This window comes from Priestia sp. GS2 (genome assembly GCF_036409025.1).
Lineage (GTDB): Bacteria > Bacillota > Bacilli > Bacillales > Bacillaceae_H > Priestia > Priestia aryabhattai_A.
Genome location: NZ_JAZGJX010000001.1, coordinates 3,293,424 through 3,315,085, shown reverse-complemented (window position 1 = coordinate 3,315,085; position 21,662 = coordinate 3,293,424). Strand labels below are relative to the sequence as shown.

Annotated in this window: 28 protein-coding genes; all 28 read left to right on the top strand. The window is 40.4% G+C overall.

From position 1 onward, the window contains the following. Positions 1-38: 38 nt before the first annotated feature. Complete coding sequence (gene rpoB, locus V2145_RS16890; protein ID WP_094913077.1) at positions 39-3,605, top strand: DNA-directed RNA polymerase subunit beta; 3,567 nt, start codon at positions 39-41, stop codon at positions 3,603-3,605. A gap of 73 nt (positions 3,606-3,678) precedes the next feature. Beyond that, positions 3,679-7,272, top strand: coding sequence for a DNA-directed RNA polymerase subunit beta' (gene rpoC, locus V2145_RS16885; RefSeq protein WP_094913076.1), 3,594 nt, complete (start codon positions 3,679-3,681; stop codon positions 7,270-7,272). A gap of 130 nt (positions 7,273-7,402) precedes the next feature. Continuing rightward, positions 7,403-7,651, top strand: coding sequence for a 50S ribosomal protein L7ae-like protein (locus tag V2145_RS16880; RefSeq protein WP_025909720.1), 249 nt, complete (start codon positions 7,403-7,405; stop codon positions 7,649-7,651). Positions 7,652-7,747: 96 nt separating this feature from the next. After that, positions 7,748-8,170, top strand: coding sequence for a 30S ribosomal protein S12 (gene rpsL, locus V2145_RS16875; RefSeq protein ID WP_094913074.1), 423 nt, complete (start codon positions 7,748-7,750; stop codon positions 8,168-8,170). 49 nt (positions 8,171-8,219) lie between these two features. Then, positions 8,220-8,690, top strand: a complete 471-nt coding sequence (gene rpsG / locus V2145_RS16870) for a 30S ribosomal protein S7 (protein WP_013054923.1) — start codon at positions 8,220-8,222, stop codon at positions 8,688-8,690. Positions 8,691-8,747: 57 nt separating this feature from the next. Next, a complete protein-coding gene (gene fusA / locus V2145_RS16865; RefSeq protein WP_094913073.1) occupies positions 8,748-10,826 on the top strand; it encodes an elongation factor G in 2,079 nt (692 codons plus the stop codon). Between the two features lie 114 nt (positions 10,827-10,940). Then, complete coding sequence (tuf, locus tag V2145_RS16860; RefSeq protein ID WP_025909723.1) at positions 10,941-12,131, top strand: elongation factor Tu; 1,191 nt, start codon at positions 10,941-10,943, stop codon at positions 12,129-12,131. 320 nt (positions 12,132-12,451) lie between these two features. Next, complete coding sequence (gene rpsJ, locus V2145_RS16855; protein ID WP_061784777.1) at positions 12,452-12,760, top strand: 30S ribosomal protein S10; 309 nt, start codon at positions 12,452-12,454, stop codon at positions 12,758-12,760. A gap of 41 nt (positions 12,761-12,801) precedes the next feature. Then, positions 12,802-13,431, top strand: coding sequence for a 50S ribosomal protein L3 (gene rplC, locus V2145_RS16850; protein ID WP_025909725.1), 630 nt, complete (start codon positions 12,802-12,804; stop codon positions 13,429-13,431). Between the two features lie 28 nt (positions 13,432-13,459). Then, positions 13,460-14,083 carry a 50S ribosomal protein L4 gene (rplD, locus tag V2145_RS16845; RefSeq protein ID WP_094913072.1) on the top strand — a complete coding sequence of 208 codons (624 nt, stop codon included), beginning with the start codon at positions 13,460-13,462 and terminating at the stop codon, positions 14,081-14,083. After that, positions 14,083-14,370 (top strand): 50S ribosomal protein L23, encoded by a 288-nt coding sequence (gene rplW / locus V2145_RS16840; RefSeq protein WP_061784776.1) that lies wholly within the window; start codon positions 14,083-14,085, stop codon positions 14,368-14,370. Before rplD ends, rplW begins: the two co-directional genes overlap by 1 nt. 27 nt (positions 14,371-14,397) lie before the next feature. Next, a complete protein-coding gene (gene rplB, locus V2145_RS16835) occupies positions 14,398-15,228 on the top strand; it encodes a 50S ribosomal protein L2 (protein ID WP_025909728.1) in 831 nt (276 codons plus the stop codon). 57 nt (positions 15,229-15,285) lie between these two features. Next, the gene (rpsS, locus tag V2145_RS16830) at positions 15,286-15,564 is read left to right on the top strand and encodes a 30S ribosomal protein S19 (protein WP_025909729.1); all 279 of its coding nucleotides are present in this window, start codon (positions 15,286-15,288) and stop codon (positions 15,562-15,564) included. A 19-nt stretch (positions 15,565-15,583) separates the two neighbouring features. Next, positions 15,584-15,925, top strand: a complete 342-nt coding sequence (gene rplV / locus V2145_RS16825) for a 50S ribosomal protein L22 (protein WP_025909730.1) — start codon at positions 15,584-15,586, stop codon at positions 15,923-15,925. A 3-nt stretch (positions 15,926-15,928) separates the two neighbouring features. Then, positions 15,929-16,585, top strand: a complete 657-nt coding sequence (rpsC, locus tag V2145_RS16820) for a 30S ribosomal protein S3 (protein ID WP_094913071.1) — start codon at positions 15,929-15,931, stop codon at positions 16,583-16,585. 2 nt (positions 16,586-16,587) lie between these two features. After that, positions 16,588-17,022 (top strand): 50S ribosomal protein L16, encoded by a 435-nt coding sequence (rplP, locus tag V2145_RS16815; RefSeq protein ID WP_025909732.1) that lies wholly within the window; start codon positions 16,588-16,590, stop codon positions 17,020-17,022. Next, the gene (rpmC, locus tag V2145_RS16810) at positions 17,012-17,212 is read left to right on the top strand and encodes a 50S ribosomal protein L29 (protein WP_025909733.1); all 201 of its coding nucleotides are present in this window, start codon (positions 17,012-17,014) and stop codon (positions 17,210-17,212) included. Before rplP ends, rpmC begins: the two co-directional genes overlap by 11 nt. A 24-nt stretch (positions 17,213-17,236) precedes the next feature. Further along, on the top strand, positions 17,237-17,500 hold the full coding sequence (gene rpsQ, locus V2145_RS16805; protein WP_025909734.1) for a 30S ribosomal protein S17: 264 nt from the start codon (positions 17,237-17,239) through the stop codon (positions 17,498-17,500). Positions 17,501-17,552: 52 nt separating this feature from the next. Further along, positions 17,553-17,921 carry a 50S ribosomal protein L14 gene (gene rplN, locus V2145_RS16800; protein WP_025909735.1) on the top strand — a complete coding sequence of 123 codons (369 nt, stop codon included), beginning with the start codon at positions 17,553-17,555 and terminating at the stop codon, positions 17,919-17,921. 51 nt (positions 17,922-17,972) lie between these two features. Then, positions 17,973-18,284, top strand: a complete 312-nt coding sequence (gene rplX / locus V2145_RS16795; protein WP_025909736.1) for a 50S ribosomal protein L24 — start codon at positions 17,973-17,975, stop codon at positions 18,282-18,284. A 31-nt stretch (positions 18,285-18,315) separates the two neighbouring features. Beyond that, positions 18,316-18,855 carry a 50S ribosomal protein L5 gene (rplE, locus tag V2145_RS16790; RefSeq protein WP_061784775.1) on the top strand — a complete coding sequence of 180 codons (540 nt, stop codon included), beginning with the start codon at positions 18,316-18,318 and terminating at the stop codon, positions 18,853-18,855. Between the two features lie 33 nt (positions 18,856-18,888). Next, positions 18,889-19,074 carry a type Z 30S ribosomal protein S14 gene (locus V2145_RS16785; protein WP_025909738.1) on the top strand — a complete coding sequence of 62 codons (186 nt, stop codon included), beginning with the start codon at positions 18,889-18,891 and terminating at the stop codon, positions 19,072-19,074. 30 nt (positions 19,075-19,104) lie between these two features. Then, positions 19,105-19,503, top strand: a complete 399-nt coding sequence (gene rpsH, locus V2145_RS16780) for a 30S ribosomal protein S8 (protein ID WP_025909739.1) — start codon at positions 19,105-19,107, stop codon at positions 19,501-19,503. Positions 19,504-19,534: 31 nt separating this feature from the next. After that, the gene (gene rplF, locus V2145_RS16775; protein WP_025909740.1) at positions 19,535-20,074 is read left to right on the top strand and encodes a 50S ribosomal protein L6; all 540 of its coding nucleotides are present in this window, start codon (positions 19,535-19,537) and stop codon (positions 20,072-20,074) included. Between the two features lie 32 nt (positions 20,075-20,106). After that, a complete protein-coding gene (gene rplR, locus V2145_RS16770) occupies positions 20,107-20,469 on the top strand; it encodes a 50S ribosomal protein L18 (protein ID WP_094913070.1) in 363 nt (120 codons plus the stop codon). A 20-nt stretch (positions 20,470-20,489) separates the two neighbouring features. Then, on the top strand, positions 20,490-20,990 hold the full coding sequence (gene rpsE, locus V2145_RS16765; protein ID WP_025909742.1) for a 30S ribosomal protein S5: 501 nt from the start codon (positions 20,490-20,492) through the stop codon (positions 20,988-20,990). A gap of 13 nt (positions 20,991-21,003) precedes the next feature. Beyond that, positions 21,004-21,186 (top strand): 50S ribosomal protein L30, encoded by a 183-nt coding sequence (gene rpmD, locus V2145_RS16760; RefSeq protein ID WP_025909743.1) that lies wholly within the window; start codon positions 21,004-21,006, stop codon positions 21,184-21,186. A gap of 33 nt (positions 21,187-21,219) precedes the next feature. Beyond that, positions 21,220-21,660: a 50S ribosomal protein L15 gene (gene rplO, locus V2145_RS16755; RefSeq protein WP_025909744.1), complete on the top strand. Its 441-nt coding sequence runs from the start codon at positions 21,220-21,222 to the stop codon at positions 21,658-21,660. Positions 21,661-21,662: the final 2 nt, after the last annotated feature.

The window sequence follows — 21,662 nt, the reverse complement described above, 5'->3', positions numbered from 1 at the left end:
GTCTTGAATAATAACGCTTGATTTGAGGGGTGAATCAGTTGACAGGTCAACTAGTTCAGTATGGACGCCACCGCCAGCGCAGAAGTTATGCTCGTATCAGTGAGGTTCTAGAATTACCAAACTTAATCGAGATTCAAACGGCTTCATACCAATGGTTTTTAGATGAAGGATTAAGAGAAATGTTCCAGGATATTTCTCCAATCGATGATTTTACTGGTAATTTATCACTAGAATTTATTGACTACAGCTTAGGTGAGCCAAAGTATTCAGTAGAAGAATCTAAAGAACGTGATGTAACTTATGCAGCACCTCTTCGTGTTAAGGTGCGTTTAATTAATAAAGAAACAGGTGAAGTAAAAGACCAAGATGTGTTTATGGGTGATTTCCCATTGATGACGGAAACTGGTACGTTTGTTATTAACGGTGCTGAGCGCGTTATCGTATCACAATTGGTACGTTCACCAAGCGTCTACTACAGTGGAAAAGTAGATAAAAACGGTAAAAAAGGATATACAGCTACTGTTATCCCTAACCGTGGAGCATGGTTAGAATATGAAACTGATGCAAAAGACGTTGTTTACGTGCGTATTGATCGTACTCGTAAACTTCCAGTATCAGTATTGTTACGTGCATTAGGTTTTGGTTCAGACCAAGAGATTATTGATCTAATTGGAGATAATGAGTACATCCGTAATACGCTTGAAAAAGATAACACGGAAAGTACTGAAAAAGCGTTGCTAGAAATCTATGAGCGCTTACGTCCAGGTGAGCCACCAACTGTAGAAAATGCAAAATCACTGCTTGTATCTCGATTCTTTGATCCAAAGCGCTATGATTTAGCAAATGTTGGTCGTTACAAGATTAATAAAAAGCTTCATATTAAACATCGTTTGTTTAATCAAAAATTAGCAGAAACATTAGTTGATCATGAGACGGGCGAAATTATTGCTGAAAAAGGTGCAATGATTGACCGCCGTACGTTAGATCGCTTAATTCCAATGCTTGAAAGTGGAGTAAACTTCAAAACTTATAGCCCGGTTGGCGGAGTTTTAGAAGACGATGTTACGTTACAATCTATTAAGATTTATGCTCCAAACGATCCGGATGGAGAAAAAGTAATTACAGTTTCAGGTAATGCTTACGTAACAGAAGAAGTGAAGAATATTACACCTGCTGATATTCTAGCATCAATTAGCTACTTCTTTAACTTGCTTCATCAAGTAGGAGATACAGATGATATCGACCATCTAGGAAATCGTCGCCTTCGTTCTGTAGGGGAATTGTTACAAAACCAATTCCGTATTGGGTTATCTCGTATGGAGCGTGTTGTTCGTGAGAGAATGTCTATTCAAGACACGAATACAATTACTCCTCAACAGTTAATCAATATTCGCCCTGTAATTGCTGCTATTAAAGAATTCTTTGGTAGTTCTCAGCTTTCTCAGTTTATGGACCAAACAAACCCGTTAGCTGAATTGACACATAAGCGTCGTCTGTCTGCATTAGGACCAGGTGGTTTAACTCGTGAGCGTGCTGGATTCGAAGTTCGTGACGTTCACTACTCTCACTATGGCCGTATGTGTCCGATTGAAACGCCTGAGGGACCAAACATTGGGTTAATCAACTCATTATCTTCTTATGCAAAAGTGAATAAATTTGGCTTTATTGAAACGCCATATCGTCGTATCGATCCTGAAACAGGTAAAGTTACGTCAAGAATTGATTACTTAACTGCTGATGAAGAAGATAACTATGTAGTTGCCCAAGCAAATGCACGCCTAGGCGAAGACGGCTCTTTCTTAGATGAAAATATTGTGGCTCGTTTCCGTGGTGAAAATACAGTTATCCGTCGCGATCGTTTAGATTACATGGATGTATCGCCAAAGCAAGTAGTATCTGCGGCAACAGCTTGTATTCCATTCTTAGAGAATGATGATTCAAACCGTGCATTAATGGGTGCCAACATGCAACGTCAAGCAGTGCCGTTGTTAAATCCAGAAGCACCACTTGTCGGAACAGGTATGGAATATGTATCTGGTAAAGACTCAGGGGCTGCAGTTATCTGTAAGCATCCTGGTGTTGTTGAGCGCGTAGAAGCAAAACAAGTTTTTGTTCGTCGTTATGAAGAAGTAGATGGACAAAAGGTTAAAGGAAACTTAGATAAATACAAGCTTCTTAAGTTCATTCGTTCTAACCAAGGTACTTGCTACAACCAACGTCCAATTGTTTCAGTTGGCGATGAAGTTGTAAAAGGTGAAATCCTAGCTGATGGCCCTTCTATGGAAAAAGGAGAGCTTGCATTAGGACGTAACGTTTTAGTAGGTTTCATGACTTGGGACGGATATAACTATGAGGATGCTATTATCATGAGTGAACGTCTTGTAAAAGACGATGTATATACTTCTGTTCATATTGAAGAATATGAATCTGAGTCTCGTGATACAAAACTAGGACCAGAAGAAATCACACGCGATATTCCAAACGTGGGTGAAGACGCTCTTCGTAACCTAGATGAGCGTGGTATCATTCGCATTGGTGCCGAAGTTAAAGATGGTGATCTTTTAGTTGGTAAAGTAACGCCTAAAGGTGTTACGGAACTAACTGCTGAAGAGCGCTTATTACATGCGATCTTTGGTGAAAAAGCACGTGAGGTTCGTGATACTTCATTACGTGTACCACATGGTGGAGGCGGAATTATCCTTGACGTTAAAGTCTTCAATCGTGAAGATGGCGATGAATTACCACCAGGTGTTAACCAACTTGTTCGCGTATATATCGTTCAGAAGCGTAAAATTTCTGAAGGTGACAAAATGGCCGGTCGTCACGGTAACAAAGGTGTAATTTCGCGTATTTTACCAGAGGAAGATATGCCTTACTTACCAGATGGAACGCCAATCGATATCATGTTAAACCCATTAGGGGTACCTTCTCGTATGAACATCGGGCAAGTATTAGAGCTTCATTTAGGTATGGCGGCTCGTAAACTTGGAATTCATGTTGCATCTCCAGTATTTGATGGTGCTCGTGAAGAAGATGTTTGGGCTACGATTGAAGAGGCAGGTATGTCACGTGATGCGAAAACTGTATTATACGATGGTCGTACAGGTGAGCCTTTCGATAATCGTGTGTCAGTAGGTATTATGTACATGATTAAACTTGCTCACATGGTAGATGATAAGCTTCATGCACGTTCTACTGGACCATATTCACTTGTTACGCAACAGCCATTAGGTGGTAAAGCGCAATTTGGTGGACAACGTTTTGGAGAGATGGAAGTATGGGCACTGGAAGCATATGGTGCTGCTTATACACTACAAGAGATCCTAACTGTGAAGTCGGATGATGTTGTAGGTCGTGTGAAAACATATGAAGCCATCGTAAAAGGTGAAAACATTCCAGAGCCAGGTATACCTGAATCATTTAAAGTATTAATTAAAGAGTTACAAAGTTTAGGTATGGATGTAAAAATGCTTTCAGCTGACGAGCAAGAGATTGACATTGTAGATTCAGAGGATGATCAAGAACAGCAGTCGGAATCTATTATGTCTGATGTAGAACCAGAAGGAATTTCTGAAGGTCAAAAAGACCCTGTTATTAAAGAGTAAGGAATTACTTTCATATAAAAGCTATACGCACGTTAAGGGAAAAAACCTGTAGATTAAAAGGGAGGTAGGCTCCTTGCTAGATGTAAATAACTTTGAGTATATGAAAATTGGTCTAGCTTCGCCAGATAAAATTCGCTCTTGGTCATACGGTGAGGTAAAAAAACCGGAAACGATCAACTATCGTACATTAAAGCCTGAAAAAGATGGTTTGTTTTGTGAGCGTATCTTTGGTCCACAAAAGGACTGGGAGTGCCACTGTGGTAAATACAAACGTGTTCGTTACAAAGGCGTAGTATGTGACCGCTGTGGAGTAGAAGTAACAAGAGCAAAAGTACGTCGTGAACGTATGGGACATATTGAACTAGCTGCACCTGTTTCGCACATTTGGTACTTCAAAGGTATCCCTAGCCGCATGGGACTTGTCTTAGACATGTCCCCTCGTGCGCTAGAGGAGATTATCTATTTTGCTTCATATGTTGTGACAGATGCTGGTGATACACCGCTTGAAAAGAAACAGCTGTTATCTGAAAAAGAATATCGTGCATATCGTGAAAAGTACGGAAAAACTTTCCATGCTGCGATGGGTGCGGAAGCTGTTAAGAAATTATTACAAGACATCGATCTTGACAAAGAAGTAGATGCTCTAAAAGAAGAGCTTAAAACTGCTCAAGGTCAACGTCGTACGCGCGCAATTAAGCGTTTAGAAGTGTTGGAAGCTTTCCGTCATTCTGGTAATGAACCTTCTTGGATGATTTTAGATGTTTTACCGGTTATCCCACCGGAACTTCGTCCAATGGTTCAATTAGATGGTGGACGTTTTGCAACATCTGACTTAAACGATTTATATCGCCGTGTAATTAACCGTAACAACCGCTTAAAACGTTTACTTGATCTTGGAGCTCCTAGCATTATCGTTCAAAACGAAAAGCGTATGCTTCAAGAAGCTGTAGATGCTTTAATCGATAACGGTCGTCGTGGTCGCCCTGTAACAGGTCCTGGTAACCGTCCGTTAAAATCTCTTTCACACATGTTAAAAGGTAAGCAAGGACGCTTCCGTCAAAACTTACTGGGTAAACGTGTTGACTACTCTGGACGTTCTGTAATCGTTGTAGGACCGAACTTAAAGATGTATCAATGTGGCTTACCAAAAGAAATGGCGTTAGAGTTATTTAAGCCATTTGTTATGAAAGAGTTAGTTGAGCGTGGTTTAGCTCATAATATTAAGAGTGCGAAACGTAAGATTGAGCGTGTCCAACCTGAGGTATGGGACGTATTAGAATCGGTTATTAAAGAGCATCCAGTTCTTTTAAACCGTGCACCTACGCTTCACAGACTAGGTATCCAAGCATTTGAACCTACATTAGTAGAAGGGCGTGCAATCCGTCTACATCCACTTGTATGTACAGCATACAATGCGGACTTTGATGGTGACCAAATGGCCGTTCACGTACCGCTATCTGCGGAAGCACAAGCAGAAGCTCGTATCCTAATGTTAGCTGCACAAAACATCCTGAATCCAAAAGATGGTAAACCAGTTGTTACACCATCTCAAGATATGGTATTAGGTAACTATTACTTAACACTTGAGCGTGAAGACGCAGTGGGTGAAGGTATGGTATTTAAAGATACAAACGAAGCATTGCTTGCATACCAAAACGGATATGTACACTTACATACTCGTGTTGGTGTCTACGCTGGTTCTTTAAATAACCAAACATTTACCGAAGCACAAAACCAACAATTATTAGTGACGACTGTAGGTAAGCTTGTATTTAACGAAATCTTACCAAAATCGTTCCCGTACATTAACGAACCAACAAGAGAAAATCTTGAAGTTAAGACACCGGATAAATACTTTGTTGAAAAAGGTGCTAACGTAAAAGAATTTATTAAAAATCAACCTGCAATTGCACCATTTAAGAAGAAAATCTTAGGTAATATCATTGCTGAAGTATTCAAACGCTTCAAGATTACTGAAACGTCTAAAATGCTTGATCGCATGAAAGACCTAGGGTTCAAATATTCTACTAAAGCTGGTATTACAGTTGGTGTAGCAGATATCGTTGTATTAGGTGAAAAAGAGGTTATCTTACAAGAAGCGCAAGCTAAAGTAGATAATGTTCTAAAACAGTTCCGTCGTGGTTTAATTACTGAAGATGAGCGTTATGATCGCGTAATCTCAATTTGGAGTAGTGCGAAAGACGTTATCCAAGGTAAGCTGATGGAATCCTTAGATAAACGAAATCCAATCTTTATGATGAGTGACTCTGGTGCCCGTGGTAACGCATCTAACTTCACGCAGCTTGCTGGTATGCGTGGTCTGATGGCTAACCCGTCTGGACGTATCATTGAGTTACCGATCAAATCAAGTTTCCGTGAAGGTTTAACAGTATTAGAATACTTTATCTCTACTCACGGTGCGCGTAAAGGTCTTGCCGATACAGCCCTTAAAACAGCTGACTCAGGTTACCTTACTCGTCGTCTTGTTGATGTGGCTCAAGATGTTATCGTTCGTGATGATGATTGTGGTACAGACCGAGGAATCTTGGCTGTTGCAATCAAAGAAGGTACGGAGGAAATCGAAAAGCTGGATGAGCGTCTAATTGGACGTTATGCACGTAAAACTGTTGTTCATCCAGAAACAAACGAAGTACTTGTAGCAGAAAATGAATTAATTACAGAAGATCTAGCTGAAGAAATCGTAAATGCTGGTGTTGAAGAAGTATGGATTCGTTCTGCATTTACTTGTAACACTCGTCATGGAGTATGTAAAAAATGTTACGGACGTAACTTGGCGACTGGTTCAGAAGTTGAAGTTGGTGAAGCAGTTGGTATCATCGCTGCTCAATCAATCGGTGAGCCAGGTACACAGTTAACAATGCGTACATTCCATACTGGTGGGGTTGCCGGAGATGACATCACTCAAGGTTTACCTCGTATCCAAGAGATTTTCGAAGCTCGTAATCCTAAAGGGCAAGCTGTTATTTCAGAAATCGAAGGTACCGTTACTTCAATTACTGAAGGTCGTGACCGTCAACATGAAATTACAGTTCAAGGTGACATTGAAACACGCTCTTACACAGCTCCTTATAGCGCACGCTTGAAGGTAACTGAAGGCCAAGAGATTGCTCGTGGTCAAGAGTTGACAGAAGGTTCAATTGATCCGAAAGAATTATTAAAAGTAAAAGATATCACTGCTGTTCAAGAATACCTACTGCGTGAAGTACAAAAAGTATACCGTATGCAAGGGGTAGAAATTGGTGATAAGCACGTTGAAGTAATGGTACGCCAAATGCTTCGTAAAGTGAGAGTAATGGATTCTGGAGATACAGATGTATTACCAGGTTCACTACTGGACATCCACCAATTTACAGATGCTAACGAAAAAGTATTACTAGAGGGTAATCGTCCAGCTACTGGTCGCCCTGTACTACTTGGTATCACAAAAGCATCTCTTGAAACAGATTCCTTCTTATCAGCAGCATCATTCCAAGAAACAACTCGTGTTCTTACAGATGCAGCTATTAAAGGAAAACGTGATGAGTTATTAGGTCTTAAAGAGAACGTTATTATTGGTAAACTTGTTCCTGCTGGTACCGGTATGACGAGATATCGTAATGCTGAACCAGTTAAGAATCAAGTTGAAGAGCCAGTAACAATCGATTAATAAGTAATCATTTTTCTAGAATGGATGTTTTTTTAAAAAAACTGCATCGTGTAGTTGACATCCATTCTAGGGAATGATACTATATCAAAGGTGCTCCTATAAACTACCTGTTGCTTTGGAGGATATGATAATGTCTTATGAAAAAGTATCACAGGCTGATCATATTATTGTAGGAACTAAGCAGACAGTGAAAGCTTTAAAAAAAGGAATTGTAAAGGAAGTTATACTTGCGGATAATGCAGACACCTACATTACCGACTTGGTAGTGAAAGTTGCTGTGCAAGAAAACACCCCCTACAGTTTTGTTAATTCTATGAAAGAGCTTGGAAAAGCTTGTGGAATAGAAGTAGATGCGGCAGCTGTTGCAATTATTAGTTAACACGTTTTTGGACTAGTGTTCAAAGACTTTGTTTTTTGCTAAAAAATGAACCACCTGGATGTGTGGTCTTACAAAAGCTGAAAGGAGGAAATTCAAATGCCTACTATTAATCAATTAATCCGTAAAGGTCGTGTGAGCAAGGTTCAAAAATCTGACTCACCTGCTTTAAACAAAGGTTACAACAGCTTCAAAAAAGCTCAAACTAACCTATCTTCTCCACAAAAACGTGGTGTATGTACACGTGTGGGTACTATGACACCGAAGAAACCGAACTCGGCTCTTCGTAAATATGCTCGTGTACGTTTAACTAACGGTATCGAGGTTACTGCTTATATCCCAGGTATCGGTCACAACTTACAAGAACACAGCGTGGTACTTATCCGCGGTGGACGTGTAAAAGACTTACCAGGGGTACGTTACCATATCGTACGTGGTGCGTTAGATACTGCTGGTGTAGATGGCCGTATGCAAGGTCGTTCTAAATATGGTACTAAGCGACCAAAAGCAGCTAAAAAATAATATAAACAACAAATAGAACTATTCTCATAAGTGAAAGGAGGAAATTAGAATGCCACGTAAGGGTCCAGTCGCAAAGAGAGACGTATTACCAGATCCAATTTACAATTCAAAGCTTGTATCACGCTTAATCAACAAAATGATGCTTGATGGAAAGCGCGGTAAGTCACAAGCTATTCTTTATAGAGCATTCGATCTAGTACAAGAGCGCAGTGGTAAAGAAGCTATGGAAGTATTCGACCAAGCTCTTAAAAACATCATGCCTGTATTAGAAGTTAGAGCACGCCGTGTAGGGGGTTCTAACTACCAAGTTCCTGTAGAAGTACGTCCAGAGCGTCGTACAACTCTAGGTCTTCGTTGGTTAGTAAACTATGCTCGTCTTCGTGGAGAAAAAACGATGGAAGAGCGTTTAGCTAACGAAATCCTTGACGCAGCTAACAACACTGGTGCTGCAGTTAAGAAACGTGAAGATACTCACAAAATGGCAGAAGCGAACAAAGCGTTTGCTCACTACCGTTGGTAATCTTTTAACGAATCAACTAAAAAAACTAATTATAATATGGAAGGAGAAATACCTAACATGGCAAGAGAGTTCTCCTTAGAAAACACTCGTAATATTGGTATCATGGCTCATATTGATGCTGGTAAAACAACAACAACTGAGCGTGTTCTTTATTATACTGGTCGTATCCATAAAATTGGTGAAACTCACGAAGGAGCTTCACAAATGGACTGGATGGAGCAGGAGCAAGAGCGTGGTATTACAATCACGTCTGCTGCAACAACTGCTTCTTGGAAAGGTCACCGTGTTAACATCATCGATACTCCTGGACACGTAGATTTCACTGTAGAAGTTGAACGTTCACTTCGTGTACTTGATGGTGCGGTGGCAGTTCTTGATGCTCAATCTGGTGTTGAGCCTCAAACAGAAACTGTATGGCGTCAGGCTACTACATACGGTGTACCGCGTGTAGTATTCGTAAACAAAATGGACAAAATTGGTGCTGACTTCTTGTACTCTGTTAAAACGATCCATGATCGTTTAGGTGCAAATGCTCACCCAATCCAATTGCCAATCGGTGCTGAAGATCAATTCACAGGAATTATTGACTTAGTGGAAATGAAAGCTTACCACTACGGTAATGACCTAGGAACTGATATTCAAGAAATCGAGATTCCAGAAGAATACAAGGAATTAGCTGAAGAATATAATGCTAAACTTGTAGAAGCTGCTGCAGAACTTGATGAAGAATTAATGATGAAGTATCTTGAAGAAGGCGAGCTTAGCGTTGAAGAACTAAAAGCTGCTATCCGTAAAGGTACTTGTGACGTTGAATTCTACCCAGTTCTTTGTGGATCAGCGTTCAAAAACAAAGGTGTACAATTAATGTTGAACTCGGTAATTGATTACTTACCAGCTCCAACAGATGTACCACCAATTAAAGGTATCACTCCTGATACTGATGAAGAAGTTGTACGTCCATCTAGCGACGATGCTCCATTCTCAGCTTTAGCGTTTAAAGTAATGACAGATCCATACGTAGGGAAATTAACATTCTTCCGCGTATACTCTGGAATTCTTAACTCTGGTTCATACGTACAAAACTCTACAAAAGGTAAGCGTGAGCGTGTAGGACGTATCCTACAAATGCATGCTAACTCTCGTGAAGAGATTTCATCTGTACATGCTGGAGATATCGCTGCTGCTGTAGGTTTGAAAGATACTACTACTGGTGATACTTTATGTGATGAAAAGAATCTTGTTATTCTTGAGTCTATGGAGTTCCCAGAGCCAGTTATTTCATTATCTGTTGAGCCTAAATCAAAAGCTGACCAAGATAAGATGACAACTGCTCTTCAAAAGCTACAAGAAGAAGATCCAACTTTCCGTGCGGAAACTAACACAGAGACTGGTCAAATTATCATCTCTGGTATGGGTGAACTTCACTTAGATATCATCGTTGACCGTATGCGTCGCGAGTTCAAAGTAGAAGCTAACGTTGGTGCTCCTCAAGTAGCATACCGTGAGACTTTCCGTGGTTCTGCGAAAGTTGAAGGTAAATTTGCACGTCAATCTGGTGGTCGTGGACAATTCGGTCACGTTTGGATTGAATTTGAACCGAACGAAGAAGGTAAAGGCTTCGAATTCGAAAACAAAATTGTTGGTGGTGTAGTTCCACGTGAATACATCCCTGCAGTTCAGGCTGGTCTTGAAGATGCACTTCAAAATGGTGTATTAGCAGGCTACCCAGTAATCGACGTTAAAGCTGCTTTAGTAGACGGTTCTTACCATGACGTTGACTCAAGTGAGATGGCGTTTAAAATTGCCGCTTCTATGGCACTTAAAAACGCAGTTTCAAAATGTAACCCAGTTATTCTTGAGCCAATGATGAAAGTTGAAGTTGTAATTCCTGATGAGTACTTAGGTGACATCATGGGTGACATCACTTCTCGTCGTGGACGTGTAGAAGGTATGGAAGCTCGCGGAAACGCTCAAGTAGTACGCGCATTCGTACCACTTTCTGAAATGTTTGGTTATGCAACTGCATTACGTTCTAATACTCAAGGTCGTGGAAACTACTCTATGCACTTTGATCACTATGAAGAAGTACCAAAATCAATTTCAGAAGAAATTATTAAAAAAAATAAAGGTGAATAATTGATTTTCACCCTTTATTAAAGTATAACTACTTATGTACGCTGTGAAAGTGGAGTTGATTCCCTTTCACGGCCTCATAAATTTACATTATAAGAAATTAAGGAGGCGTTACGAATGGGTAAAGAAAAATTCGACCGTTCAAAAACACATGCCAATATTGGTACAATTGGTCACGTTGACCATGGTAAAACAACTTTAACAGCTGCTATCACTACTGTACTTGCTAAGAAAAGTGGTAAAGGTGCAGCTATGGCTTACGACATGATCGATGCTGCTCCAGAAGAGCGCGAGCGTGGAATCACAATCTCAACTGCACACGTTGAGTACGAAACTGACACTCGTCACTACGCACACGTTGACTGCCCAGGACATGCTGACTACGTTAAAAACATGATCACTGGTGCTGCACAAATGGACGGCGGTATCTTAGTAGTATCTGCTGCTGACGGCCCAATGCCACAAACTCGTGAGCACATCCTTCTTTCTCGTCAAGTAGGTGTTCCATACCTAGTTGTATTCTTAAACAAATGTGACATGGTAGACGACGAAGAGTTACTTGAATTAGTAGAAATGGAAGTACGTGACCTTCTTTCTGAATACGACTTCCCAGGTGACGATGTACCTGTAATCAAAGGTTCTGCTCTTAAAGCTCTTGAAGGAGATGCTGATTGGGAAGCTAAAATCATCGAGCTTATGGACGCTGTTGATGAGTACATCCCAACTCCAGAGCGTGACACTGAAAAGCCATTCATGATGCCAGTTGAGGACGTATTCTCAATCACTGGTCGTGGTACAGTTGCTACTGGTCGTGTTGAGCGTGGACAAGTTAAAGTTGGTGACGTTGTAGACATCATCGGTTTAGCTGAAGAATCAAAATCTACTACTGTAACTGGTGTAGAAATGTTCCGTAAGCTTCTTGATTATGCTGAAGCTGGTGACAACATCGGTGCTTTACTTCGCGGTGTTTCTCGTGAAGATATCCAACGTGGACAAGTACTTGCTAAGCCAGGTACAATCACTCCACACACTAAATTCAAAGCTGAAGTATACGTTCTTTCTAAAGAAGAAGGTGGACGTCACACTCCATTCTTCAGCAACTACCGTCCTCAGTTCTACTTCCGTACAACTGATGTAACTGGTATTTGTAACCTACCTGAAGGCGTAGAAATGGTAATGCCTGGCGACAACATCGAAATGACTGTTGAACTTATCGCTCCAATCGCGATTGAAGAAGGAACTAAATTCTCAATCCGTGAAGGTGGACGTACAGTAGGCGCTGGCGTTGTAGCTACAATCACTGAGTAATCTCTTACTCTTAAAAAAGAAGCAGGATCTCCTGCTTCTTTTTTTTGGTCATAAAAGGTAAATAGAGATTTTATTATTACACTTGCATTGTGTATTTGTTTTATATATAATGAGAAAAGTGCGCAACAGAAAAAAGTTTTATATTTTTTATAAAGACTGTTGCAATACCGGCCCATTTTTAGTACAATAAGAATGTTGGTCTTTGACTGCGATGATGCGGAAGGTTGCCGACACACCCGGCCGCTTTGCCATGGCGAGTGTGGGGAAATTTCCGCGGAGAATGTCTATTTAGAAAGATAGGCGAAAAAGGAGGGAAAATAATGGCAAAAGAAAAAATTCGCATTCGTTTAAAAGCATACGATCACAGAATTCTTGATCAATCAGCTGAGAAAATCGTAGAAACTGCTAAACGCTCTGGCGCTACAGTATCTGGTCCGATTCCGTTACCAACTGAGAAATCAGTTTATACAATTCTACGTGCTGTGCACAAATATAAAGATTCTCGTGAGCAATTCGAAATGCGCACGCATAAACGCTTAATTGATATCGTGAATCCAACACCACAAACTGTTGATTCATTAATGCGTTTAGATTTACCATCTGGTGTAGATATCGAAATTAAACTTTAATTTAAAATAAAGAATGAAGACATACTTAGGAGGTGTGACTAATGGCCAAAGGAATCTTAGGAAGAAAGATCGGTATGACTCAAGTATTCGCTGAAAACGGTGATTTAATCCCTGTAACAGTAATTGAAGCTACTCCAAACGTAGTTCTTCAAGTTAAAAACGCTGAGACAGACAGTTACGAAGCAATCCAATTAGGTTTTGAAGATATTCGTGAGAAATTATCTAACAAACCTGCTAAAGGACACGCTTCTAAAGCTAATACTGCTCCTAAGCGCTTCATCCGTGAGTTACGCGGAGTGAACGCTTCAGAATATGAAGTTGGTCAAGAAGTCAAGGTTGATATTTTCGCAGAAGGCGATGTAATCGATGTAACAGGAGTTTCAAAAGGTAAAGGTTTCCAAGGTGCTATTAAACGCCACGGACAATCTCGTGGACCAATGTCTCACGGTTCTCGTTACCACCGTCGCCCAGGTTCAATGGGTCCTGTTGCTCCAAACCGCGTATTCAAAGGTAAATTATTACCAGGACGCATGGGTGGAGAGCGCATTACAGTTCAAAACTTATCAATCGTAAAAGTTGACGTAGAACGCAACCTTTTATTAGTAAAAGGTAACGTGCCAGGAGCTAGAAAATCTCTAGTAACTGTAAAATCTGCGGTTAAATCTAAATAATAATTCTTCGAGAAAGGAGGAATAACCAATGCCAAAAGTAGCATTGTTTAACCAAGACGGTAAAAACGTTGGTGAAATCGAATTACAAGATGCCGTTTTCGGTATCGAACCTAATAACAAAGTACTTTTTGATGCAATCATCATGCAACGTGCAGCGATGCGTCAAGGTACTTCTAAAGTAAAAAATCGTTCTGAAGTACGTGGTGGTGGTCGTAAGCCATGGCGTCAAAAAGGTACTGGTCGTGCGCGTCAAGGATCTATCCGTTCTCCACAATGGCGTGGTGGTGGCGTAGTATTTGGTCCAGTTCCAAGAAGCTATAGCTACAAGTTACCTAAAAAAGTTCGTCGTTTAGCTATTAAGTCTGCTTTATCTACAAAAGTTCAAGATAACAGCATTGTTGTACTTGAAGCTTTATCTTTTGATGCTCCAAAAACAAAAGATATGGTAGCAGTTCTTAAAAACCTAACAGTAGAGCGCAAAGCATTAGTAGTAACTGCTGATCTTAATGAAAATGTTGCACTTTCAGCACGTAACATTCCTGGTGTAACAGTTGTTACAGCTAACGGATTAAGCGTATTAGACGTTATTAATCACGATAAGCTTGTAATTACTAAAGACGCAGTTGAAAAAGTAGAGGAGGTGCTTGCATAATGAAAGATCCTCGTGATATTATTAAGCGCCCCGTAATTACAGAACGTTCAACAGACTTAATGACTGAGAAGAAATACACTTTTGAAGTTGATGTTAAAGCTAATAAAACTGAAGTTAAAGATGCGATCGAAAGAATCTTTGACGTAAAAGTTGAAAAAGTAAACATCATGAACTACAAAGGTAAATTCAAACGTGTAGGTCGTTATAGCGGTCTTACAAACCGTCGTCGTAAAGCGGTAGTAACGCTAACTCAAGAAAGCAACGAAATCGAATTCTTCGAAGCTTAAGATTAATAGAGAAGGAGGGAAATTGAGATGGCGATTAAAAAGTACAAACCAACCTCAAATGGTCGTCGTGGTATGTCTGTTTCAGATTTCGCTGAAATCACTACTGACAAACCAGAAAAATCGTTACTTGCACCTGTTACACGCAAAGGTGGTCGTAACAACCAAGGTAAAATCACTGTTCGTCACCAAGGTGGTGGGCACAAACGTCAATACCGTATCATCGACTTTAAACGCGATAAAGATGGAATACCTGGACGCGTTGCTACAGTCGAGTATGATCCAAACCGTTCAGCAAACATCGCATTAATCAATTATGCTGATGGTGAAAAACGTTACATCCTTGCTCCTAAAAACCTTAAAGTAGGTATGGAAGTTATGTCAGGTACTGAAGCTGACATTAAAGTAGGTAACGCTCTTCCACTAGCAAACATTCCTGTTGGTACAGTAGTACACAACATCGAATTAAAACCAGGTAAAGGTGGACAATTAGTACGTTCAGCTGGTGCTTCTGCACAAGTACTTGGTAAAGAAGGTAAATACGTATTAGTACGTTTAACTTCTGGTGAAGTTCGCATGATTCTTGCTACTTGCCGCGCTACTGTAGGTCAAGTAGGTAACGAGCAACACGAACTAATCAACATTGGTAAAGCTGGTCGTTCTCGTTGGTTAGGTATTCGTCCAACTGTTCGTGGTTCTGTAATGAACCCTAATGATCACCCACACGGTGGTGGTGAAGGACGCTCACCTATCGGACGTAAGTCTCCAATGAGTCCATGGGGCAAACCAACACTTGGATTTAAAACTCGTAAGAAGAAAAATAAATCCGATAAATTTATCGTTCGTCGTCGTAAAAAATAACGGGATTGAGCTACGGTTCAAGCGAACCGTAGAACAATCACGAAGGGAGGTTCACTTATGGGTCGCAGCTTAAAAAAAGGACCTTTTGTTGATGGACACTTAATTAATAAAATTGAGAAGTTAAACGAAACAGACAGCAAACAAGTTGTTAAAACTTGGTCTCGTCGTTCAACTATTTTCCCTCAATTCATCGGTCACACTATTGCTGTATATGACGGTCGTAAACATGTACCTGTTTATGTAACTGAAGATATGGTAGGTCATAAACTTGGTGAATTCGCACCAACTCGTACTTATAAAGGTCACGCAAGTGACGATAAGAAAACAAGACGCTAATATGAGAGGAGGCTTTTAAATGCAAGCTAAAGCTGTTGCGAGAACAGTACGTATTGCTCCTCGTAAAGTTCGTTTAGTTGTAGATTTAATTCGAGGTAAGCAAGTGGGTGAAGCATTAGCAGTGCTACTTCACACGCCTAAGGCTGCTTCTCCGGTTGTTGAGAAACTATTAAAATCTGCTATTGCCAATGCAGAACACAATTATGAAATGGACGCTAACAACTTAGTTGTTTCTGAAGTTTTTGTTGACGAAGGTCCAACTTTAAAACGTTTCCGTCCACGTGCTCAAGGTCGTGCAAGCCAAATTAACAAACGCACAAGCCACATTACAATCGTGGTATCAGAAAAGAAGGAGGGATAATTCATGGGTCAAAAGGTAAATCCAGTTGGTCTACGCGTCGGCGTCATCCGTGATTGGGAATCAAGATGGTTCGCTGGTAAAGACTATGCTGACTTATTACATGAAGACTTAAAAGTACGTGAATATATCGCTAAACGTCTTAACGATGCAGCTGTTTCTAAAGTAGAAATCGAGCGTGCTGCTAACCGTTTAAACGTAACGATCCACACTGCAAAACCTGGTATGGTAATTGGTAAAGGTGGTACTGAAGTTGAAGCACTTCGTAAAGCTCTTAACCAATTAACAGGCAAGCGTGTACACATCAACATTTTAGAAATCAAAAGAGCTGACTTAGATGCTAAGCTTGTAGCTGAAAACATCGCTCGTCAACTTGAAAATCGTGTATCATTCCGTCGTGCGCAAAAGCAATCAATTCAACGCACAATGCGTGCTGGTGCACAAGGTATCAAAACAATGGTATCTGGTCGTCTAGGCGGAGCTGACATTGCTCGCTCTGAATACTATAGTGAAGGTACAGTTCCACTTCATACACTTCGCGCTGATATCGATTATGCTCATGCTGAAGCAGATACAACTTACGGTAAGCTTGGCGTGAAAGTATGGATCTATCGTGGAGAAGTCCTTCCTACTAAAAAGAAATCTGAGGAAGGAGGAAAATAATAATGTTATTGCCAAAACGCGTTAAATATCGTCGCGAACACCGCGGAAAAATGCGAGGACGTGCAAAAGGTGGTACTGAAGTACACTTCGGTGAGTTCGGTTTACAAGCTTTAGAAGCTTCTTGGATTACAAACCGTCAAATCGAATCTGCTCGTATCGCTATGACTCGTTACATGAAACGTGGCGGTAAAGTATGGATTAAAATTTTCCCTTCTAAACCTTATACTGCTAAACCACTAGAAGTGCGCATGGGTTCTGGTAAAGGTGCACCTGAAGGTTGGGTAGCTGTTGTTAAGCCTGGTAAAGTAATGTTTGAAATCTCAGGTGTATCTGAAGAAGTTGCTCGTGAAGCATTACGTTTAGCAGCTCACAAGCTACCAGTAAAGTGTAAGTTTGTAAAACGTGAAGAAATTGGTGGTGAATCTAATGAAAGCTAATGAAATTCGTGACCTTACCACTGCCGAAATTGAACAAAAAGTTAAAGCTTTAAAAGAAGAGTTATTTAACCTTCGTTTCCAATTAGCGACTGGACAATTAGAGAATACTACTCGTATTCGCGAAGTACGCAAAGCGATTGCTCGCATGAAGACTGTAGTTCGTGAAAGAGAGATCGCTGCTAATAAATAATAAGTCTGAGAGGAGGCTTTCAGAATGAGTGAACGCAATCAACGTAAAGTTTACACTGGCCGCGTAGTTTCTGACAAAATGGATAAGACTGTTACTGTTCTTGTAGAAACTTACAAAAAGCATTCGCTTTACGGTAAACGTGTAAAGTACTCAAAAAAGTTCAAAGCTCACGATGAGAATAACACAGCTAAAGTGGGCGATATCGTGAAAATCATGGAAACTCGTCCGTTATCAGCTACTAAACGTTTCCGTCTAGTAGAAGTTGTAGAAGAAGCTGTTATTATCTAATAGTGAAAGACAGATCGGATAAGAATGATTCATCCGAAGGGAGGTTTCGTACATGATTCAACAAGAATCTCGTTTAAAAGTTGCAGACAACTCTGGTGCGCGTGAAGTACTTACTATCAAAGTATTAGGTGGTTCTGGTCGTAAGACAGCTAATATTGGTGATGTTATCGTTTGTACGGTGAAACAAGCAACACCAGGAGGCGTTGTTAAAAAAGGTGACGTTGTTCGAGCAGTAGTAGTACGTACAAAACGTGGTGTTCGTCGTAACGACGGTTCATACATCCGTTTCGACGAAAATGCTTGCGTAATCATCCGTGACGATAAGAGTCCACGTGGTACTCGTATCTTTGGACCAGTTGCTCGTGAATTACGTGACAACAACTTCATGAAGATCGTATCTTTAGCTCCAGAAGTTATCTAATTATATATTAATGAATAAAAACAAAATGCCTTTTAAGGAGGTGCGAATAGGATGCATGTAAAAAAGGGCGACAAAGTAGTGGTTATCTCTGGTAAAGATAAAGGCAAACAAGGCGAAGTACTTGCTGCTTTTCCAAAGAAAAACCGTGTACTTGTAGAAGGCGTAAACGTAGTGAAAAAACACTCTAAACCTTCTCAAGTAAATCCACAAGGTGGAATCGTTAGCCAAGAGGCACCTATCCACGTATCTAACGTAATGCCATTAGATCCGAAATCTGGTGAGCCAACACGTGTTGGTTACAAAGTAATCGACGGCAAAAAGGTACGTGTAGCAAAAAAATCTGGTGAAACTTTAGATAAATAATTATTGAAATGTGAAGGGAGGTATAGTTCACATGAACCGTCTTAAAGAGAAGTTTACAAAAGAAATTACACCTGCTCTAGTGAGCAAGTTTAATTATGAATCTGTAATGCAAGTGCCAAAGATCGAAAAGATCGTTATTAACATGGGTATCGGTGAAGCTGTTTCTAACTCAAAAGCTCTAGATAACGCTGTTGAAGAATTAGCAGAAATCACTGGTCAAAAACCTATCGTAACTCGTGCTAAGAAATCTATTGCAGGTTTCCGTCTACGTGAAGGTATGCCAATCGGTGCTAAAGTAACTTTACGCGGCGAGCGCATGTATGAGTTCTTCGATAAATTAGTTTCAGTTTCACTTCCACGTGTACGTGATTTCCGTGGAGTATCTAAAAAAGCATTTGATGGTCGTGGAAACTACACATTAGGTGTTAAAGAGCAATTGATCTTCCCAGAGATCGATTATGATAAAGTGAGTAAAGTTCGTGGTATGGATATCGTTATTGTTACAACAGCAAACACTGATGAAGAAGCTCGTGAGCTTTTAACTCAGTTCGGTATGCCATTCCAGAAGTAATAACTGCCAACGTTAAGCAGAGGAGGCGAAAATGTGGCTAAAAAATCAATGATTGCGAAGCAAAAACGCCAGCAGAAGTTCAAAGTACAAGAGTACACACGTTGCGAACGTTGTGGACGTCCACACTCAGTACTACGTAAATTCAAGCTTTGCCGTATTTGTTTCCGTGAGCTTGCTTATAAAGGTCAAATTCCTGGTGTTAAAAAAGCTAGTTGGTAAAACCCAAGTTTGGGAAGGAGGTAAATTAATATGGTAATGACTGATCCTATTGCAGATTTACTAACTCGTATCCGCAATGCGAACATGGTTCGTCATGAAAAAATCGAAGTTCCTGCTTCAAACATTAAGAAGCAAATTGCAGAAATCCTTAAGCGTGAGGGTTTTGTGCGTGATGTAGAATACATCGAAGATAACAAACAAGGTATCATCCGTATCTTCTTAAAATACGGTGCAAACAATGAGCGTGTAATTACAGGCTTAAAACGTATCAGTAAACCTGGTCTACGTGTATATGCAAAAACAAACGAAGTACCTCGTGTACTTAACGGTTTAGGAATTGCAATCGTTTCTACTTCTCAAGGTGTTTTAACTGACAAAGAAGCTCGTCAAAAACAAACAGGTGGAGAAGTATTAGCATACGTTTGGTAATAAGTTTTTAAAGTGAATGGAGGTGTAAGTTATGTCACGTGTTGGTAAAAAGCCTTTAGAACTTCCTGCAAGTGTTACAGTTACAAACGAAAACAACACTGTAACTGTAAAAGGGCCAAAGGGTGAATTGACTCGTACATTCCACCCTGAGATTGAAATCAAAGTTGAAGATAACGTATTAGTTGTAACTCGTCCTAGCGACAACAAGGAGCACCGTGCTCTTCACGGAACTACTCGTAGCCTATTAGGTAACATGGTTGAAGGTGTTACAAATGGTTTCGAACGTGGTTTAGAATTAGTCGGTGTTGGTTACCGTGCGCAAAAATCTGGTAGCAAATTAGTATTGAGCGTTGGATACTCTCATCCAGTTGAGATTACTCCAGAGCAAGGTATCGAGGTTGAGGTTCCTTCTCAAACTAAAATTGTTATTAAAGGTATCGATAAAGAGCGTGTAGGTGCATTAGCTGCAAATATCCGTGACGTTCGCCCACCAGAGCCTTACAAAGGTAAAGGTATTCGTTATGAAGGTGAATATGTTCGTCGTAAAGAAGGTAAAACTGCTAAGAAGTAATGCCAGTTAGGTAAAAGAAAGGAGTGACCGAAATGATCACGAAGCAAGATAAGAACAAGGTTCGTAAGAAAAGACATGCTCGTGTTCGTGCTAAATTGTCTGGTACTGCAACTCGTCCACGTTTAAACGTGTACCGTTCTAACCAACATATTTATGCACAAGTCATTGACGATTTAAATTCAGTAACAATCGCTAGTGCGTCTACTCTAGATAAAGATCTTTCTTTAGAAGGTACTAGTAACGTTGAAGCTGCTACAAAAGTTGGCGAATTAGTTGCTAAGCGCGCAGTAGAAAATGGCGTGAAAGAAGTAGTATTCGATCGTGGCGGTTATTTATATCATGGTCGCGTAAAAGCTTTAGCTGACGCTGCTCGTGAAGCTGGATTACAATTCTAATTGTAAAAGGAGGGAAAATCATGCGTCGTATTGATCCAAATAAATTAGAGCTTGAAGAACGTGTTGTTACCGTTAACCGCGTAGCTAAAGTTGTTAAAGGTGGACGTCGTTTCCGCTTTGCTGCTTTAGTAGTAGTTGGTGACAAAAACGGTCATGTTGGATTTGGTACTGGTAAAGCACAAGAGGTACCAGATGCAATCCGTAAAGCAATTGAAGATGCGAAGAAAAACTTAATCACTGTACCTATGGTTGGTACTACAATTCCACACGAAATCCTTGGACAATTTGGTGCAGGTCAAATTTTCTTGAAACCTGCTTCTGAAGGTACGGGAGTTATCGCTGGTGGTCCAGTTCGTGCGGTATTAGAATTAGCTGGCGTAAGTGATATTCTATCTAAATCTTTAGGTTCAAATACTCCAATTAACATGGTACGTGCAACTCTTAACGGTTTAGCTAACCTAAAGCGTGCAGAAGAAGTTGCAAAACTACGTGGTAAGTCTGTAGAAGAACTGTTAGGATAAGGAGGGACACAGAATGGCAAACAAATTAGCAATTACCCTCACTCGTAGCGTAATTGGTCGTCCAGAAGATCAACGTGTAACTGTTCGTACACTTGGCTTACGTAAAGTAAACCAAACTGTCGTTCAAGACGATAATCCTGCAATTCGCGGTATGATTAACAAAGTAGCTCACCTTGTTACAGTAAAAGAGCAATAATTATAAATTGTCACTCTAAGGAGGTGCTCCGGAATGAAACTTCATGAATTACAACCAGCTGCAGGTTCACGTAAAGTGCGTAACCGTGTAGGTCGTGGTACTGGTTCAGGTAACGGAAAGACTTCAGGTAAAGGTCACAAAGGGCAAAACGCTCGTTCTGGCGGTGGCGTAAGACCTGGATTCGAAGGTGGTCAAACTCCTTTATTCCGTCGTCTTCCAAAACGTGGCTTCACTAACATCAATCGCAAAGAATATGCGATCGTTAACCTTGAAGCTTTAAATCGTTTTGAAGATGGAACTGAAGTAACACCAGAACTATTAATCGAAACTGGTTTAGTAAGCAAAGAGAAGGCTGGTATTAAAGTACTTGGTAACGGTACATTATCTACTAAGCTAACTGTTAAAGCTGCTAAGTTCTCCTCATCTGCTAAAGAAGCTATTGAAGCTGCTGGCGGAACTGCAGAGGTGATCTAATA

Coding starts and splice junctions, on each gene's coding strand:
- V2145_RS16880 (WP_025909720.1), top strand. CDS start 7,403: ATGTCTTATGAAAAAGTATCACAGGCTGATCATATTATTGTAGGAACT.
- rpsL (WP_094913074.1), top strand. CDS start 7,748: ATGCCTACTATTAATCAATTAATCCGTAAAGGTCGTGTGAGCAAGGTT.
- rpsG (WP_013054923.1), top strand. CDS start 8,220: ATGCCACGTAAGGGTCCAGTCGCAAAGAGAGACGTATTACCAGATCCA.
- fusA (WP_094913073.1), top strand. CDS start 8,748: ATGGCAAGAGAGTTCTCCTTAGAAAACACTCGTAATATTGGTATCATG.
- tuf (WP_025909723.1), top strand. CDS start 10,941: ATGGGTAAAGAAAAATTCGACCGTTCAAAAACACATGCCAATATTGGT.
- rpsJ (WP_061784777.1), top strand. CDS start 12,452: ATGGCAAAAGAAAAAATTCGCATTCGTTTAAAAGCATACGATCACAGA.
- rplC (WP_025909725.1), top strand. CDS start 12,802: ATGGCCAAAGGAATCTTAGGAAGAAAGATCGGTATGACTCAAGTATTC.
- rplD (WP_094913072.1), top strand. CDS start 13,460: ATGCCAAAAGTAGCATTGTTTAACCAAGACGGTAAAAACGTTGGTGAA.
- rplW (WP_061784776.1), top strand. CDS start 14,083: ATGAAAGATCCTCGTGATATTATTAAGCGCCCCGTAATTACAGAACGT.
- rplB (WP_025909728.1), top strand. CDS start 14,398: ATGGCGATTAAAAAGTACAAACCAACCTCAAATGGTCGTCGTGGTATG.
- rpsS (WP_025909729.1), top strand. CDS start 15,286: ATGGGTCGCAGCTTAAAAAAAGGACCTTTTGTTGATGGACACTTAATT.
- rplV (WP_025909730.1), top strand. CDS start 15,584: ATGCAAGCTAAAGCTGTTGCGAGAACAGTACGTATTGCTCCTCGTAAA.
- rpsC (WP_094913071.1), top strand. CDS start 15,929: ATGGGTCAAAAGGTAAATCCAGTTGGTCTACGCGTCGGCGTCATCCGT.
- rplP (WP_025909732.1), top strand. CDS start 16,588: ATGTTATTGCCAAAACGCGTTAAATATCGTCGCGAACACCGCGGAAAA.
- rpmC (WP_025909733.1), top strand. CDS start 17,012: ATGAAAGCTAATGAAATTCGTGACCTTACCACTGCCGAAATTGAACAA.
- rpsQ (WP_025909734.1), top strand. CDS start 17,237: ATGAGTGAACGCAATCAACGTAAAGTTTACACTGGCCGCGTAGTTTCT.
- rplN (WP_025909735.1), top strand. CDS start 17,553: ATGATTCAACAAGAATCTCGTTTAAAAGTTGCAGACAACTCTGGTGCG.
- rplX (WP_025909736.1), top strand. CDS start 17,973: ATGCATGTAAAAAAGGGCGACAAAGTAGTGGTTATCTCTGGTAAAGAT.
- rplE (WP_061784775.1), top strand. CDS start 18,316: ATGAACCGTCTTAAAGAGAAGTTTACAAAAGAAATTACACCTGCTCTA.
- rpsH (WP_025909739.1), top strand. CDS start 19,105: ATGGTAATGACTGATCCTATTGCAGATTTACTAACTCGTATCCGCAAT.
- rplF (WP_025909740.1), top strand. CDS start 19,535: ATGTCACGTGTTGGTAAAAAGCCTTTAGAACTTCCTGCAAGTGTTACA.
- rplR (WP_094913070.1), top strand. CDS start 20,107: ATGATCACGAAGCAAGATAAGAACAAGGTTCGTAAGAAAAGACATGCT.
- rpsE (WP_025909742.1), top strand. CDS start 20,490: ATGCGTCGTATTGATCCAAATAAATTAGAGCTTGAAGAACGTGTTGTT.
- rpmD (WP_025909743.1), top strand. CDS start 21,004: ATGGCAAACAAATTAGCAATTACCCTCACTCGTAGCGTAATTGGTCGT.
- rplO (WP_025909744.1), top strand. CDS start 21,220: ATGAAACTTCATGAATTACAACCAGCTGCAGGTTCACGTAAAGTGCGT.